11 protein-coding genes and 1 pseudogene are annotated in these 13,641 nt (G+C 70.4%); 4 read left to right on the forward strand and 8 right to left on the reverse strand.

Annotation, left to right across the window (positions count from 1 at the left end; all coding sequences use genetic code 11):
• From QHF85_RS48405 to QHF85_RS48415, 3 genes and pseudogenes are all read right to left on the reverse strand, one after another.
• Nucleotides 1-199 (reverse strand): annotated as a pseudogene (locus QHF85_RS48405) (hypothetical protein); the annotation flags it as partial.
• Nucleotides 200-251: 52 nt separating this feature from the next.
• Nucleotides 252-2,225, reverse strand: coding sequence for a serine/threonine protein kinase (locus QHF85_RS48410; protein WP_281334341.1), 1,974 nt, complete (start codon nucleotides 2,223-2,225; stop codon nucleotides 252-254).
• Between the two features lie 273 nt (nucleotides 2,226-2,498).
• A complete protein-coding gene (locus QHF85_RS48415) occupies nucleotides 2,499-3,341 on the reverse strand; it encodes a hypothetical protein (protein ID WP_281334342.1) in 843 nt (280 codons plus the stop codon).
• A gap of 201 nt (nucleotides 3,342-3,542) precedes the next feature.
• Between QHF85_RS48415 and QHF85_RS48420 the strand changes: the two genes are divergently transcribed.
• Genes QHF85_RS48420 through QHF85_RS48435 form a run of 4 tightly spaced genes read left to right on the forward strand, consistent with a single transcriptional unit; the run spans nucleotide 3,543 to nucleotide 6,917 of the window.
• The gene (locus tag QHF85_RS48420) at nucleotides 3,543-4,538 is read left to right on the forward strand and encodes a beta-ketoacyl-ACP synthase III (RefSeq protein WP_281334343.1); all 996 of its coding nucleotides are present in this window, start codon (nucleotides 3,543-3,545) and stop codon (nucleotides 4,536-4,538) included.
• 10 nt (nucleotides 4,539-4,548) lie between these two features.
• Complete coding sequence (gene nadC, locus QHF85_RS48425; RefSeq protein ID WP_281334344.1) at nucleotides 4,549-5,397, forward strand: carboxylating nicotinate-nucleotide diphosphorylase; 849 nt, start codon at nucleotides 4,549-4,551, stop codon at nucleotides 5,395-5,397.
• Nucleotides 5,394-6,248 carry a biotin--[acetyl-CoA-carboxylase] ligase gene (locus tag QHF85_RS48430; protein ID WP_281334345.1) on the forward strand — a complete coding sequence of 285 codons (855 nt, stop codon included), beginning with the start codon at nucleotides 5,394-5,396 and terminating at the stop codon, nucleotides 6,246-6,248. The genes nadC and QHF85_RS48430 overlap by 4 nt, the downstream gene beginning before the upstream one ends.
• 15 nt (nucleotides 6,249-6,263) lie before the next feature.
• Nucleotides 6,264-6,917, forward strand: a complete 654-nt coding sequence (locus tag QHF85_RS48435; protein WP_281334346.1) for a radical SAM protein — start codon at nucleotides 6,264-6,266, stop codon at nucleotides 6,915-6,917.
• A 449-nt stretch (nucleotides 6,918-7,366) separates the two neighbouring features.
• On the opposite strand, the gene QHF85_RS48440 is transcribed toward QHF85_RS48435, so the two are convergent.
• The 5 genes from QHF85_RS48440 to epmA form a co-directional block, all read right to left on the reverse strand.
• Nucleotides 7,367-8,317: a HEAT repeat domain-containing protein gene (locus tag QHF85_RS48440; protein ID WP_281334347.1), complete on the reverse strand. Its 951-nt coding sequence runs from the start codon at nucleotides 8,315-8,317 to the stop codon at nucleotides 7,367-7,369.
• Nucleotides 8,314-10,179: a protein-arginine deiminase family protein gene (locus tag QHF85_RS48445; RefSeq protein WP_281334348.1), complete on the reverse strand. Its 1,866-nt coding sequence runs from the start codon at nucleotides 10,177-10,179 to the stop codon at nucleotides 8,314-8,316. The genes QHF85_RS48440 and QHF85_RS48445 overlap by 4 nt, the downstream gene beginning before the upstream one ends.
• A 161-nt stretch (nucleotides 10,180-10,340) precedes the next feature.
• Entirely contained in the window at nucleotides 10,341-11,669 is a 1,329-nt protein-coding gene (locus QHF85_RS48450) for an MFS transporter (RefSeq protein WP_281334349.1), read from the reverse strand.
• Between the two features lie 13 nt (nucleotides 11,670-11,682).
• Nucleotides 11,683-12,246, reverse strand: a complete 564-nt coding sequence (locus QHF85_RS48455) for a hypothetical protein (RefSeq protein ID WP_281334350.1) — start codon at nucleotides 12,244-12,246, stop codon at nucleotides 11,683-11,685.
• Nucleotides 12,237-13,499 (reverse strand): EF-P lysine aminoacylase EpmA, encoded by a 1,263-nt coding sequence (gene epmA, locus QHF85_RS48460; RefSeq protein WP_281334351.1) that lies wholly within the window; start codon nucleotides 13,497-13,499, stop codon nucleotides 12,237-12,239. Before epmA ends, QHF85_RS48455 begins: the two co-directional genes overlap by 10 nt.
• Nucleotides 13,500-13,641: the final 142 nt, after the last annotated feature.

Here is a 13,641-nt window from a genome sequence, read left to right on the forward strand (position 1 = left end):
CGGCGGGGGGCGCGGGGGCCGGCGCGGGGCCGGCGTCGACCATCGTCGCGGGCACGGGCGCGCCTGCGACGGGCGCGGGAGCCGGCATGCCGGGGGCCGGCGCGACGCCGGGGCCTTCGGCGCCGAACAAGGGCTCACCGACGATCGTTTTTCCGGGACCGTAGGGCCCGCCCGGCGGACCACCTTGCTGTTGGCTCATCTCGCCGACGTCTCCTTGGCCTAGGAGCTGCGCGCTGCGTTCGGGTACGAAATCAAGGGTTTTGCCCGGGGATGGGGATCCGGATGCGGGGCCTGCCGCTGCTGCTCGACGAGGGCCGCGGCGTGCCCGTCGGCGTACTCGAGGGCGCCGGCGTGGTGGGCGTCGGCTGCGTCGTCGGCTGCTGGCCCGGCATGGGGAAGGGGAGCGGAATCTGCGTGCTTCCCCAGGGGATCGGGATGCCGTTCGAGCCAAACGGGTTCGGGATGCCCGTGGGCGCGGTGCTCCCCGAGGTGGAGGGCTGCGGGGACGGCGAAGTCCCCGTGCCGCTCGTCGTGCCCGGGGGCTTCGTCCCCCCGATCGTGCTCGTCGTCTTCGGCACGGTGGTCTGCGGGAGCTGCTGCGGCGGGTTCGTGTTCACCGCGCCGGTCGTCTGGATCGGCTGCTGCGACCCGGGATCCGAGGAGACGACCGTGTTCGGCGGCTGCTGCATCGAGATGGGCTCGCCGCCGTTCTCCTCTTTGCTCGTGAGCTTCTGCCCGAGGTACACGCCGCCGACGACCACGCCGGTCACGGCGGCCGCGAGCAGGAGCATCAGCGCGATCGACGATCCGCCGCTGCGCTTCTGCTGGCCCTGATGCGTGGGCCGCGTCCCGATCGGGTTCATCGGGGTGGTGGGCCCGTAGCCGGGCGGCGCGGAGTATCCGTTCGCGGGCGGATACCCCTGCGCGGCGCCGTAGTTCGTCGGCACGGGCCCGTAGCCGCCGCCGGCTTGCCCGATCGCGGTGCCGCCGGGCCGCGGCGACATGTCGTATGCGCCGGGCGGCGCCGTCTGCGAGGCGAGGGGCGCGGCGGGGGCCGTGGCGTCGTACCTCGGGCCCGGCGTGAGGCCCTCGGCGAGAGGCTCGCCGATGGACGTGTGGGGCTGCCGGTGCGGTACGTCGAACCCGCCGAGCGGCGTCGCGCCGACCTGGGGAGGCGGGATCGAGGGCTCACTGACGCCGGGCGGGGGTTTGTCGTCGGTGGGCGGGAGCGTCTTCGGGATGGGCGAGGCGCCGGCTGCTCCGGGCGTCACCGCGGCAGCGGGTGAGACGGCGGGCTTCGGCGTGACGCTGCCAGGCAGGGGCGTGGCGACCGCTGCGCCGGCCGCGCCGCTGCGGGTGCCCATGGCGAACGGATCGAGCGCACTCCGGAACTCGGCGACCGAGTTGTATCGATCGGGCGGCTTCGGCCCCATCGCGCGGTGCACGACGCTCGCGAGCTCGGGCGGCACATGGGGTGCGAGGTCCGTGAGCTGCGCGATCTGCCCCGTGAGATAGGCCGACGCGATCTGATGCGGCTCGTCGCCGCCGACGGGCCTTCGACCGGCGAGCATCTCGAAGACCATCACGCCGAGCGAGAAGATGTCGGCGCGGACGTCGACGGCGTCCGCGGAGTAGGCCTGCTCGGGGGCCATGTACTCGGGCGTCCCCATGATCACGCCGGGCCGCGTGAGGCCGCGATCGAGCTCGCCCGTGACCTTGAGCTTGGCGATGCCGAAATCGAGGAGCTTGAGCAGCGGCTCGCCCTTGGAACCGCGGGTGATCATGACGTTGTCGGGCTTGAGATCCCGGTGCACGACACCCGCGCGATGGGCGGCCTCGACGCCGTCGAGCATCTGGCTCGCGTACTCGAGCGCGTCGGCGTACGAGAGCCTTTGCCCTGCGTGGTAGAGCTCCTCGTAGAGGGTCTGGAGGGTCTTGCCCTCCAGGTACTCCATCACGATGAAGGCCTGGCCCGTCGACGTCTGGTCGACGTCGCTGACCCGCACGACGTGGGGGCTCTGGATCTGCGCCGACACGCGCGCTTCCTGAAGGAAGCGCTGCACGAGGCCTTGGCGTCGCGAGAGCTCGGGGTGGAGGAACTTGAGCGCCACGGTGGTGCCGAGCACCTCGTGACGCGCCTCGTATACGCTACCCATCCCGCCATCGCCGATGACGCGGACGAGCCGGTACTTGTTGTTGATGACCTGGCCGACCTGAGGGCGCATGGGGACCTGTGCGGCGCTACTTTGGACGCGGGAGAGTGTCACAGCCCTATGGACGAACGACAAAGAATTTCGTCCTGTGGAACGACACAGTTGTGATCCTGCGGTCCCGGCGGAGGACGGGCGGGGCGGAAACGGAGACGGGCGCAGAAATCAGGGCAGGCGGGTGAGGCGGCCGGGGAGGGGCCCCCGGGCGGAGTTACCTGGCCTACCACGAGGCGAGCCCGCGAGCCGATATGGAAGCGGTTATCGAAGCGGCGCCGGAACGCCACTCGCTCAGCGCTCCCCGTCCGCAGCGTTCGCCCGCTTCACCTTCGCGGGGCCGTCCCCGACTTCCACCATGGCGCCGATCGCGTCTCGGAGCGCGTCGCCGAGCGGATCGAGCACGTCCGCGGCGCAGATCATCTCGTACCCCGCGGGCAGCTCTCCCGAGAGCAGCCACGCGCCGAGGTGCGCTTCGTCGCGCAGCACCGTGATCACCTCCGGCACGCCGTCGTTCATCGTCACCAGGGCCCCGAGGCTCGGGCCGTCGTGAAGGATCTGCGCTTCCACCGCCGCGAGCCGCGCCGCCGACAGACGCGGCCGCCTCCGCGCGAGCGCTGCTCGGACGTGGATCCGCAGCGGCAGCTTCGTGTCCTTCTCGGCGCGCGGGAGCCGATCGAGCAGCAGCGGCACGAGGCCGTCCGACGTCCGCAGCACGTGCACGAGGCGATGGCCCGCGGGCAAGAGCGTCACGCCTTCGAGCTCCTCGTACGCGATCTCCACGGTCCCACCCCGCGCGAGCGGCAGCGCGGGCACCGTGAGCGTGCGCAGCCCGAGCACGATCGCGAGGTCCTGCCGAGCGCCGAAGCGCCTCGCCAACACGGCCGCGTAGATCCCGCACGCGAGAAGCACCACGCCGAACCCGGCGAGCCCGAGGCCCGCCTTGCCCCCGCGCGTGATCCCGACCGAGGCGCCGAGCGCGAAGCCGAGCACGAGGAGCACCGCGAACACCCAGAGCGTGCGGGATGGGTTTCGCAGCGGCACGCGGAGCTCGCGCCCCAGACATGCTTTCCCAAGCTCCGCGCGCTCACGCCGGAGCTGCTCTCGTTCTCGTACCTTCGCCTCGCGTTCTTCCATCGTGCGTCGCTTTCCTCCCAGAGCCGCCCGAGCATGACGGAAAACAGCCGCGAAATGGAGCGACGGAGCGAACGCGACGCCGCAAAAAATGATTCGCGGTTCAATGTCGCGTCCGCTCGGTCGGACGTATTCCGTCCGCTGACGCACCGTGTCGGTCGTTATGCCTTTGATGCCCGGCGAAGTCGCATTACGAGCCCAGGCATGCGTTCAGCGATTCTGGGCGTCGGCCATTACGTGCCGACCAAGGTGGTGACCAACGACGACCTCGCTCGTTCGATGCCGACGAGCGACGAGTGGATCCAGCAGCGCACGGGGATCAAGGAGCGCCGGTTCATCGAGCACGACGGCATCGGCGCGAGCGACCTCGCCGTGCCGGCCGCGCAGATGGCCCTCGAGCGAGCCGGACGCAAGGTCTCCGACGTCGACATGATCATCTTCGCGACCTTGAGCCCGGACCACTTCTTCCCCGGCTCGGGTTGCTTCCTCGGCGAGAAGCTCGGCCTGCCCGGCGTGCCCGCGCTCGACGTCCGCAACCAGTGCTCGGGGTTCCTCTACGGGCTCAGCGTCGCGGACGCGTGGGTGCGCACCGGATCGTACAAGAACATCCTCGTCGTGGGCGCCGAGGTGCACTCGACGGGCGTGGAGTTCACCGAGCGCGGCCGCGACGTGGCCGTCCTCTTCGGCGACGGCGCGGGCGCGGCCCTCGTCGGTCCGAGCCCGTCCGACGATCGAGGCCTCATGTCGATCCACCTGCACGCCGATGGTACGGGCGCGAAGGATCTCTGGATCCCCGCGCCGGCGTCGAAGCACATCCCGCGCATCACGCACGAGATGCTCGACAAGGGCGAGCAGTACCCGAAGATGATCGGCAAGCAGGTCTTCCGCTGGGCCACCGAGAAGATGCCCGAGGTGAGCCGCGAGGCGCTCGCCGCGGCCGGCATCGACATCAGCTCCATCGATCTGTTCGTCCCCCACCAGGCGAACATGCGCATCAACCAGTACGTGGCCGACAAGCTCGGTTTGCCGCCGGAGAAGGTGGTCCACAACATCGAGCGCTACGGCAACACGACGGCCGCGACGATCCCCATCGGCCTCAGCGAGTCCGTCGCCGAGGGCCGCATCAAGGAAGGCACGACCGTGCTGACGGCCGCCTTCGGCAGCGGCTACACCTGGGGCGCGGCCGTGCTCCGGTGGTAAGAAGAGCCCGATGATCGCTCCCCCCATCCTCGACGCCATCGTCGATCGCGCGCTCGAAGAAGACCTCGCCGGTGGTGATCTCTCCGGCGAGGCCTGCGTCGACGCAGATACGCAGGCCGACGCCGCCGCCGTCGCGCGCAAGGCCGTCGTCGCCTGCGGCGCGGAGGTCTTTCGCCGCGTCTTCACGCGCGTCGATCCGCGCTGCGTCGTCGAGACGCTCGTGCCCGACGGGAAAGAGGCGCCCGCCGGGACGACGCTCTGGCGCGTGCGAGGTCCTGCCCGCGCCGTGCTCGCGTCGGAGCGGACAGCGCTGAACCTCGTGCAGCGCATGACGGGCATCGCGACGGTCACGCGCCGCTACGTCGAGGCGGTCCCGCAAGGCGCGCGCACGCGCATCACCGACACGCGCAAGACCACGCCAGGCCTGCGCGCGCTCGAGCGGTACGCCGTCCGCATGGGCGGCGGGATCAACCACCGCAACGATCTCGGCAGCGCGGTGATGATCAAGGACAACCACATCGTCGCGGCCGGCGGCATCAGCCGCGCCGTCGAGCGCGCGAGGGCGCACGCCCCGCACACCTCGCGCATCGAGGTCGAGGTCGACTCGCTCGCGCAGCTCGAAGAGGCGATCGCGGCCGGCGCGGACATCATCCTGCTCGACAACTTCTCGACCGAGGACGTGGCGCGCGCCGTCGCCCGCGCGGCTCCCCTCACGCCAAGGCCGATCCTCGAAGCCTCGGGCGGCATCACGCTCGAGCGCATCACGGCGCTCGCGCTCGCAGGCGTCGACGTGATCAGCGTCGGGGCCCTCACGCACTCGGCGCCCGCGGCCGACATCGGGCTCGATTTTCAGCTTTGAACGACCTCGATCCTCTCCGCATCGAGGCCGAGCTCGAAAGGCTCGGCGCGAGCGCCTTCCGACCCGTCGTCGTCCCCGTCACCGCCTCGACCAACGATGACGCGCGCCGCGCCGCGGCCGCAGGCGCGCCCCACGGCGCGGTCTTCCTCGCCGACGCACAATCAAAGGGCCGCGGCCGCAGCGGCCACGCGTGGCACTCGCCGGCCGGTGAAAACCTGTACCTCTCCGTCGTCCTTCGCCCGAAGCTCGCGCTGCATGCGTTACCTCCGCTCGCGCTCGTCCTCGGCGTCTGCGTCGCGCGGATCGTCGACGAGGTGCTCGGGGCGACCGCGGCGAGCGGCCTGCGCGCCGGCGTCAAATGGCCGAACGACGTGCTCGTGGACGGCAAGAAGCTCGCGGGCCTGCTCGTCGAGACAGCGCTGCGCGGCGGCGCGATCGACGCCGTCGTCGCGGGCATCGGTCTCAACGTGCACACCTCCTCGTTCCCGGACGATCTCGCCACGCGCGCGACCTCGCTCCACGCCCTCGGCGGACGCGCGCTCGACCGCTCCGCGATCGCCGCCCGTTTGCTGGCCGAGATCGGCCGCACCGTGCGCGCATTCGAGGCCGACGGGCTCGCCCCCTTCCTCACCGAGCTCGACCAACGCGACGTCCTCCGCGGGGTCTCCGTGGACGTCTCGGGCATCGCGGGCACGGCGGCGGGCATCGATCGCGAGGGCTACCTCCGCGTGATCACGAGCGACGGCGCCGCGCATCGCATCGGCTCCGGGAGCGTCACGACACACAGCCCGCTCGGCTCGCCGGGCGCTCGGGTTCGCAGCGGACCTGGCGCGGGCGGGGCCGAAGGCTAAGAAGGTCCCCTGGCCGTGAAGGAAGACACCCTCGTCGTCCACGAGATTTATTCGAGCATCCAGGGCGAATCGACGTTCGCCGGGCTGCCGTGCACGTTCGTGCGTTTGACCGGCTGCAACCTGCGTTGCGCCTGGTGCGACACGAAGCAGGCGTTTTACGGCGGCAAGCGGATGCCGCGCGACGAGGTGCGAGAGAAAGCGCTCGCATTCGGCACGCCACTCGTCGAGCTCACGGGCGGCGAGCCGCTCCTGCAGCCCGGCGCAATCCCGCTCCTCGCCGAGCTCTGCGACGCGGGACGAACGGTCCTCGTGGAGACGAGCGGCGAGGCCGACATCTCGCGCGTCGACCCGCGCGTCCACAAGATCATGGACCTCAAGGCCCCCGGCAGCGGCGAAAACCATCGCAACCGCTGGACGAACCTCGCGCACATCGGCCCCCGCGACGAGATCAAGTTCGTCCTCGCCGATCGCGCCGACTACGAGTGGATGCGCAGCGTGATCCGCGAGCGCAATCTCTCGCAACTCGGCTGCACGCTGCTCGCCTCCGCGGTGTGGGGCAAACTCTCCTCGAAGGATCTCGTGGCCTGGGTGCTCGAAGACAGCCTGCTCGTGCGCGTGCAGGTCCAGCTCCACAAGGTCATCTGGGGCGCAGAGGCGCAGGGCGTGTAGCGTGGGACCTTCGGGCTGAGGCGCCGCGCCGGGGCGCTGCCCCGGGCCCCGCGGGGGCTATTCGCCCCTCGACCCGAACCAGGGCCAGCCCTGGACCTCAGGGGGAAGAACTGCGCGATGCGCAGTTCTTCCCACAGGCCGCCGCTGGTACCGCGTCGCCCGTTGAACCCTCAGCGCGGCTGTCTCGCTTTGCAGGGTCGGTTACGGTCTTGACCTGGCCCGTTCGATGAACTGCGCGGAGCGCAGTTCATCGACCCCGAGTCCAGCGCTTGCGCTGGTCCGGGTGCAGGGGTGGACAACCCCTGCTGGGGTCTGGGGCGAAGCCCCAGCGAAGCGCATCCAGATCGACCCCGAGTCCAGCGCTTGCGCTGGTCCGGGTGCAGGGGTGGACAACCCCTGCTGGGGCCTGGGGCGAAGCCCCAGCGAAGCGCTTCCAGCGAAAGAGTCGTTCAGCGCCGAAGCGGGCTGTTCTTGAACCGTTCGACGAGCGCGTCGAGGGCTGCTTGATCCCCTGGGCGAGCGCCGCGCTTTGCGTCCTCTGCGAGTGTGGGCGTCGAGGCGTGATCCACCATCAGCACGGCCTTCGTGATGGCTGTGCGCGCTTCGCCCTCGTAACGTAGGTACGACGTCACGAGCGCCTGTGCTGCGGCCGCGCGTACGGCTTCTTCCTCGCCGCTTGCTGCGATGATGGGCGTCTTCCAGGCCCACGCGGAGCCTACGTCGCCGAGGGATCGCGCCACGAGGATCGCTGTCTCTGCGTCTGGGTGCGCGAGCAGCGTGGAGGCGAGTGCTTCGGCCACCACGCGCCTCCGGCAGTCGCCCATCCCTGCGAGCACGCCCTTCTGCTTTGGGCCCTCCTTCTTCGCCATGGCCACGAGCTTCTGCGCGGCTGCGTCTGTGCCGAGCTTGCCGAGTGCCGAGGCTGCGGCCCGCACGAGCTCCGTGTTCATCTCCGTCGTGTCGAGGATTGCGAAGAGCACGGGGGCTGCGCGGCTGTCGCGGAGCGCGCCCACGGCTTCCACGAGGCCCACGCGCCATGCGTGCCAGGCGTCGTCGACCATGTCGCCGCGCGGCTTTGCGTCGATTGCGAGCTCGTTCAGCATCGGCAGGAGGGCGTCCTTGCCGAGGCCCTTCAGGATGGCCGTGACGGGCACGTATCTGCCGCGTTTTTGCGCGTCGAGCGCGGGCATGTCCTCGCGCAGCCGTGCGAGCGTATCGAACGCTGTGGGGTTCTCCTTGCGCGCGACGCTGATCGCCTGGACGAGCGTCGCTCGATCCTGCGCTGCGAGCCGATCGGGGGCGATCCACACGCCCTCGGCTGCGCTTGCTGCGCCTGTGAGCGCTGAGAGCAGGAGCCCCGCTGCGAGCAGGCTGATCCCCAAGACACGCTTCGCCTTCATAGAGCACCTTCCCACCAGGGGTTCGTTTCCGGCACGACTCGCGTCGTGTTCGACCCGCAATGCACCTCTCCGTCGTTGCGGTGGTAGAGGTTCCAGTCTTCGATGAAGCTCACCGTGATGCCGTAGGGCTTGAAGGCTTCGATGAGCTGCGCCTCGAAGATGTCTTCACCGTTGATGTTCGGGCCGTGTGGCTTCGGCGGACCGAAGACCGTGTCCGACAGGTAGATGCCGTTCACTGTGCCCGGCTGGTAGGCGACCGAGTAGCCCTCCGCTGGCTGGTGCAGGAAGGGGATGCGGATGATCTCGGCCTCCGTGATGCCCGTCTCTTGCTTCAGCACCTCGAGCTGCCCGGCGACCTCGACGGCGGCCGCGGCGCTCTCGTTCATCACGTCGGGATCGTTCAGCACCTCGTCGATCGTCACCTCGGCGGGCGAGCCTCCCCACCAGGACATGCCGACGAACATCGGCACGTTGCCGTGGCCGGCCGCCTTCGCTTCTTCGAGCATCTGCTTTGCGAGCGCTGCGTCGTTCAGGCCGAGCGCCCAGCCGCGGGGCGTGTTCGCCTTGACGAACGTCGTCGTCTCGTCGACGTGCCCGACCAGGAGCCACTCCGTGTCGATGTAGATGATGGGCTGCGCGCCTTGCGCGCTCACCATCCGGTCGAAGCTCTTGTCCGGGTAGTACGAGGGCGTCGAGCCGCGCAGCACCCGCCCGTTCGGGTAGCTCTTGCCGTTGTGGGTGTAGGGCGGCACGGTCTCCAGGTTGCCGAACGAGTTCAGCGAATCCATCTCGTTCGAGTGGTTCGGATCGAACTGCGCGAGGCCTGCGATGTCCTTGCCGCGCAGCGCGAACACGATCCGCCCGGCGCTGCGCAGGCTGCCCGTGTGGTTCGCCGAGCGGAAGTTCACGTGCATCACGTGTTGCTTGCCGCCGGGCGCCGGCATCGAGGTGTACGCGGTTTCGAAGTAGTCCTGCGTCCACTGATCCGAGCTCGCGTGCTCGTAGAGCGGCTCGGCCAGGCTCGCGGTCTGCATCGCCGCCTTCAGGTCGTTGCGGAACGCCGTCGACGACGACTGCCCCTGGACGTTCGCCGCGTAGATCGTGCGCGCCGGGTGCAGGTGGTGGCGGAAGAGCACCGGCGCCACGCGCAGCCGCACCGTGTCCTTTGCCTCCGGCATCGGCGTGCCCGAGGGAGCGGTGCCCGTCACCGTGAGCGAGACGTCGACGAACCCGTCCCACGCGGACGCGTCGCGCGCGATGTCGCGCGCCTCGATCGCGAGCTCCACGCCCGCTGCGAGATCCGCCTGGCCGAGCTTCGTCGCGGGATCGAAGAGCTCGAACGCGCCCGACGCGCTCTTCCGGAACAGACGCACCTGCTCGAGCGCGCTCACCGTGAACGTGCCCGAGGCGTCGGCGTACGCCTCCGGCCACGGCGCGGCCACGATCCGCGCGAGATCGGCGAGATCCTCCTCGCCGTTCACCACCGTGTCGGCGGCGTCGTTGCAAGCGACGAGCTGCGAATCGGGCTGGCCGCTCGTGGGGCACTGCTCCTGATCATCATCGACGTTCGCGAGGAAGATCGCGCCGTGCGCGGCGTCCCACGTGTCCTCGCCCTGATCCTCGGTGGGATCGTCGAGATCGATCGTGCCGTTGCGGTTCACGTCGGCGCGCAGATCGACGGGGCCTTTCGGCCCGCCGCCGCCCTGTCCCGCGCCGCCCTGGCCTGCGCCGCCTTGTCCTGCGCCGCCCCCGACGCCTGGGCCCGATTGGAGCCCGAGATCCTCGTCGTCCCCGCCGCACCCTGCCGCGAGCGCGGCTCCCGAGAGCGTCGCGGCGAACAGCCACGTCCATCGTCTAAGCATTCGTTTCACCTCGAACGATTGTCCGTCCCGCGTGACCCATCGATGTAGGCCGATCGAAAGCCGCGCAGCAACCGCCGAATCGTTACGAAATGTGTATGTTCACGCGCTCGACGGATTGTCCGTCGCGTGTGCGCTGCGCGGGAAGATGCACGCGGCGGAGCTCACGCCGCGGTTGCAGTCTGCGCGTCTTTTTCGTCGTCGCGGAAGCGTGCTTCGGCTTTGCGGGGATCGCAGAGCAAGAGGAGCGGGATCGCGATGACCTGGACGAACGCTGCGATGAGGATCGAGCGCTGGTAGCCGAGGTTGTCGGCCATCCATCCGCCGGACTTCGCCGTGAGCGAGTAGCAGAGGTTCGTCATGGCCATGTAGGCGGTGAACTGCGTCGCGCCGACCGCCGGGTTCGTGAGCCGCATGAAGTACTTCAGTGCCGACGCGCTGTAGGAGCAGATCGCGGTCTGCAGCGCGGCCTGGTACACGATGAGCACCACGTAACGTGGCCAGAGACCCGGGAGCGACGCGAAGGTCGCCATGACGATCCCGATCAAGGCCATGCTCGCGCCCATCGCCTTGCGCATGCCGATGCGGTCCGCGAGCGCGCCGCCGATGAGCGCGCCCGCGACCCCGGCCGGCGCATCGATGACGCTGAGCCCGAAGAGCGCCTCCTCGGAGAGCCCGAGGTCCTTGCGGTAGAGGCGCGCCGTGAACGTCCCGACGAGCGCGAAGCCGGCCGGCGCGACGAACGCGATGAGGAACCCCGCGAGCGTCGGGAGGAAGCGCAACGTGCGGAGGAGCTCCGGGACGTCGAAGCGCCTGCCCTCGAGCCCGAGGCGCGTGTCCTCGCTGGGCGGCCGCTCCCGCACGAGCAGCGGCACGAGCATGATCACCCACACCGGCACGGTCATGGCGACGAACGTCGCCTGCCATCCGATGTGCTTCGCGAGCACCGCGCCGCTCGATCCGAGCGTGACGCCGAGCGTCTTTCCGGCCCACATGATGCTGTTGGCGCGCCCGGTCTCGTTCGCGGGAAGGATGTCGACCGCGAGCCCGTCGACGGCCACGTCTTGCAGCGCGGCGAACGTGTTGTGCAGGAAGAGCACCACGTTGACCATGCCGAGCCGACCTGGATCCACCGCGGCGAGCGCGAGCAGCGGCGCGCCCATCATGATCTCGGCGAACACGATGAAGGGGCGCCGCCTGCCGAAGCGCCCTCCGCGGTACCGATCGAGCAGCGGCCCAAAAAAAACTTTAAAGCTCCAGGGCAGGTACGCGATGCCCATGACCGTGCCGAGCGCCTCGTTGCTGAGACCGCGGTCGATCAAGAAGACGCGGTAGCCGCCCGCGAGGAACCCCCACGGGATGCCCTGCGCGAGGTAGAGCAAGCCGAAGAAGACGAAGCGGAGGATGCGGTTCTCCGCGAGCGTCGTGCCGCGCGGCTTCGGTGGATCGGCCGCGGTGGGAGCCACGTAGGGGTTCTCGGCCGGCTCGCTCATCGCGCCGAGGGTATCACGCCTCGTCGTTGTCCGAGCTCCGAGGGGCGCGGCGATCGCGGAGACGCGGGAAGAGCGTCGCGCGGATCGACGCGGCGGGCTCGCCGAAGAGGATTTCCAGGCGCGCGTAGATGACGCCGACGAGCCGGCCTCCAGGCGGACGCAGGGCAGCGTGCACGAACGCCACGTCGACCTCGATCCCCGCGTGCGACGCGGCGTCCGCCGCAAGCTCGCTCGCTCGTTCGACGCCTGGCGAGCGGTTCTTCGTCGCGCGGATCCGGATATGCAGGCCTGCGCGGAGGAGCGCGTGGTAGCTCGCCATCCACGCCATCCACGGCTCGATCACGTCGCCCGCGAGGGCCCTTCGCAGCGCGGCGAGGCGCGCGTCGACGACGTCGAGCGGCAGTGTGTCGAGCTCGTGCAGCGCGCCCGGGAAGCGCTCGGCGAGCGCCTTGAACACGGCGCGTGCGGGGATCGGCTCGCCGCGATCCCGCGCGCGTCGGAGCTCCGCGATCTCGGCGTATTTGCTCTCGAGGGCCACGAGCGCGTCGCGGCTCGGCGCCGGCGCTCTCACAGCCACGCGTACGGGAAGGCCGTGACGTCGCCGATCGCCCGCGCGCCGAGGCCGAGCGCGACGAGCCGATCGATCCCGAGCGCGTTGCCGGCCGCGGGCGGCATGCCCTCCGCGAGCGCCGCGAGGAAGCGCTCGTCGATCGGGTAGACGGGTTTGCCCTCGGCGCGCCGCTGCGCCTGATCCCGCTCGAAGCGCGCGCGCTGCTCGACCGGATCCGTCAGCTCGCCGAAGCCGTTGCACACCTCCACGCTGCCCACGTAGAGCTCGAAGCGCTCCGCGACACGTGGATCGTCCGGCGAGAGCCGCGCGAGCGAGGCGAACGGGGCAGGGTAGTCCACGAGGAAGACCGGCCGGCCGAGGCGCGCGAGGGCCGGCTCGACGTGCTCGACGAGCAGCCGGAAGAACCGGTCCTCGTCCTCGCTCGCCATCGTGATCGCCTCGTCCGCGCTCGTGCCCGCGTACCGCGCGAACGCCTCGCCGACCGAGATCCGCTCGAACGGCGCGGAGAGATCCACGCGCGTCCCCTCGACCTCGATCACGCTCGTCCCCGCGAGCTTCGAGACGACCGATCGAACGAGCTCCTCCGTGTCCGCGACGACCGCGTCCATCGGCGCGAACGCGCGGTACCACTCGAGCATCGTGAACTCGGGGTTGTGGCGGTCGCCGATCTCGCCGCGGCGATAACACCGCGCGAGCTGGAAACACCGCGGCACGCCGCCCGTGAGCAGGCGCTTCATCTGGTACTCGGGCGACGTGATGAGCCAGAGCGGGCGACCTTCCGGGGTGCCTTCCACGCCGAACGCATCGAGGTGCAGATCGAGGCCGGGGCAGGGGACCATCGAGGGCGTCTCGACCTCGAGAAAACCTCGGCGAACGAAGAACGATCGCACCTCGGCGAGCGCCTCCGCCCGCGCCCGGAGCGCGCGCCCCACGCCGCGAAACACGAGCCGCTCGGTCTCGGCCTTCGGCGCCTCGCTCGCCGCGCCCTGCGAGACGTTCGGCGCGCTCGGCGTGCGCCGCTCGATCACGCGGCCCGCGGCGAGCTTCCCCGCGACGAACGAGGCCTCGACGACCACGAGATCCGCAGGCGCGAGGGCTCCTTCGGCGAGCGTGAGCGACACGCGCGCAAATGCGTCGGCGAGGACGACCTCGTCGCCCACGACGTCGAGGACCCGACCCGCCACGCGGATCGGCCCAGGCGCGCCCGCGAGCGTGTCGAGGTCACTCGGGGCGAACGGCAAACTTCGAGGTTCGGTCAACGTCGACGCGCGCGGGGCTCAGCCTCCGCTGCCTCCGGCGCCGCCAGCACCACCGGCGCCGCCCGCGCCGCCCGCGCCACCGGCGCCACCGGCGCCGCCCATGCCACCAGCACCACCGGCGCCGCCTGCGCCACCGGCGCCG

Source organism: Polyangium sp. 6x1, assembly GCF_029946515.1.
In the GTDB taxonomy this organism is placed as follows: Bacteria; Myxococcota_A; Polyangia; order Polyangiales; family Polyangiaceae; genus Polyangium.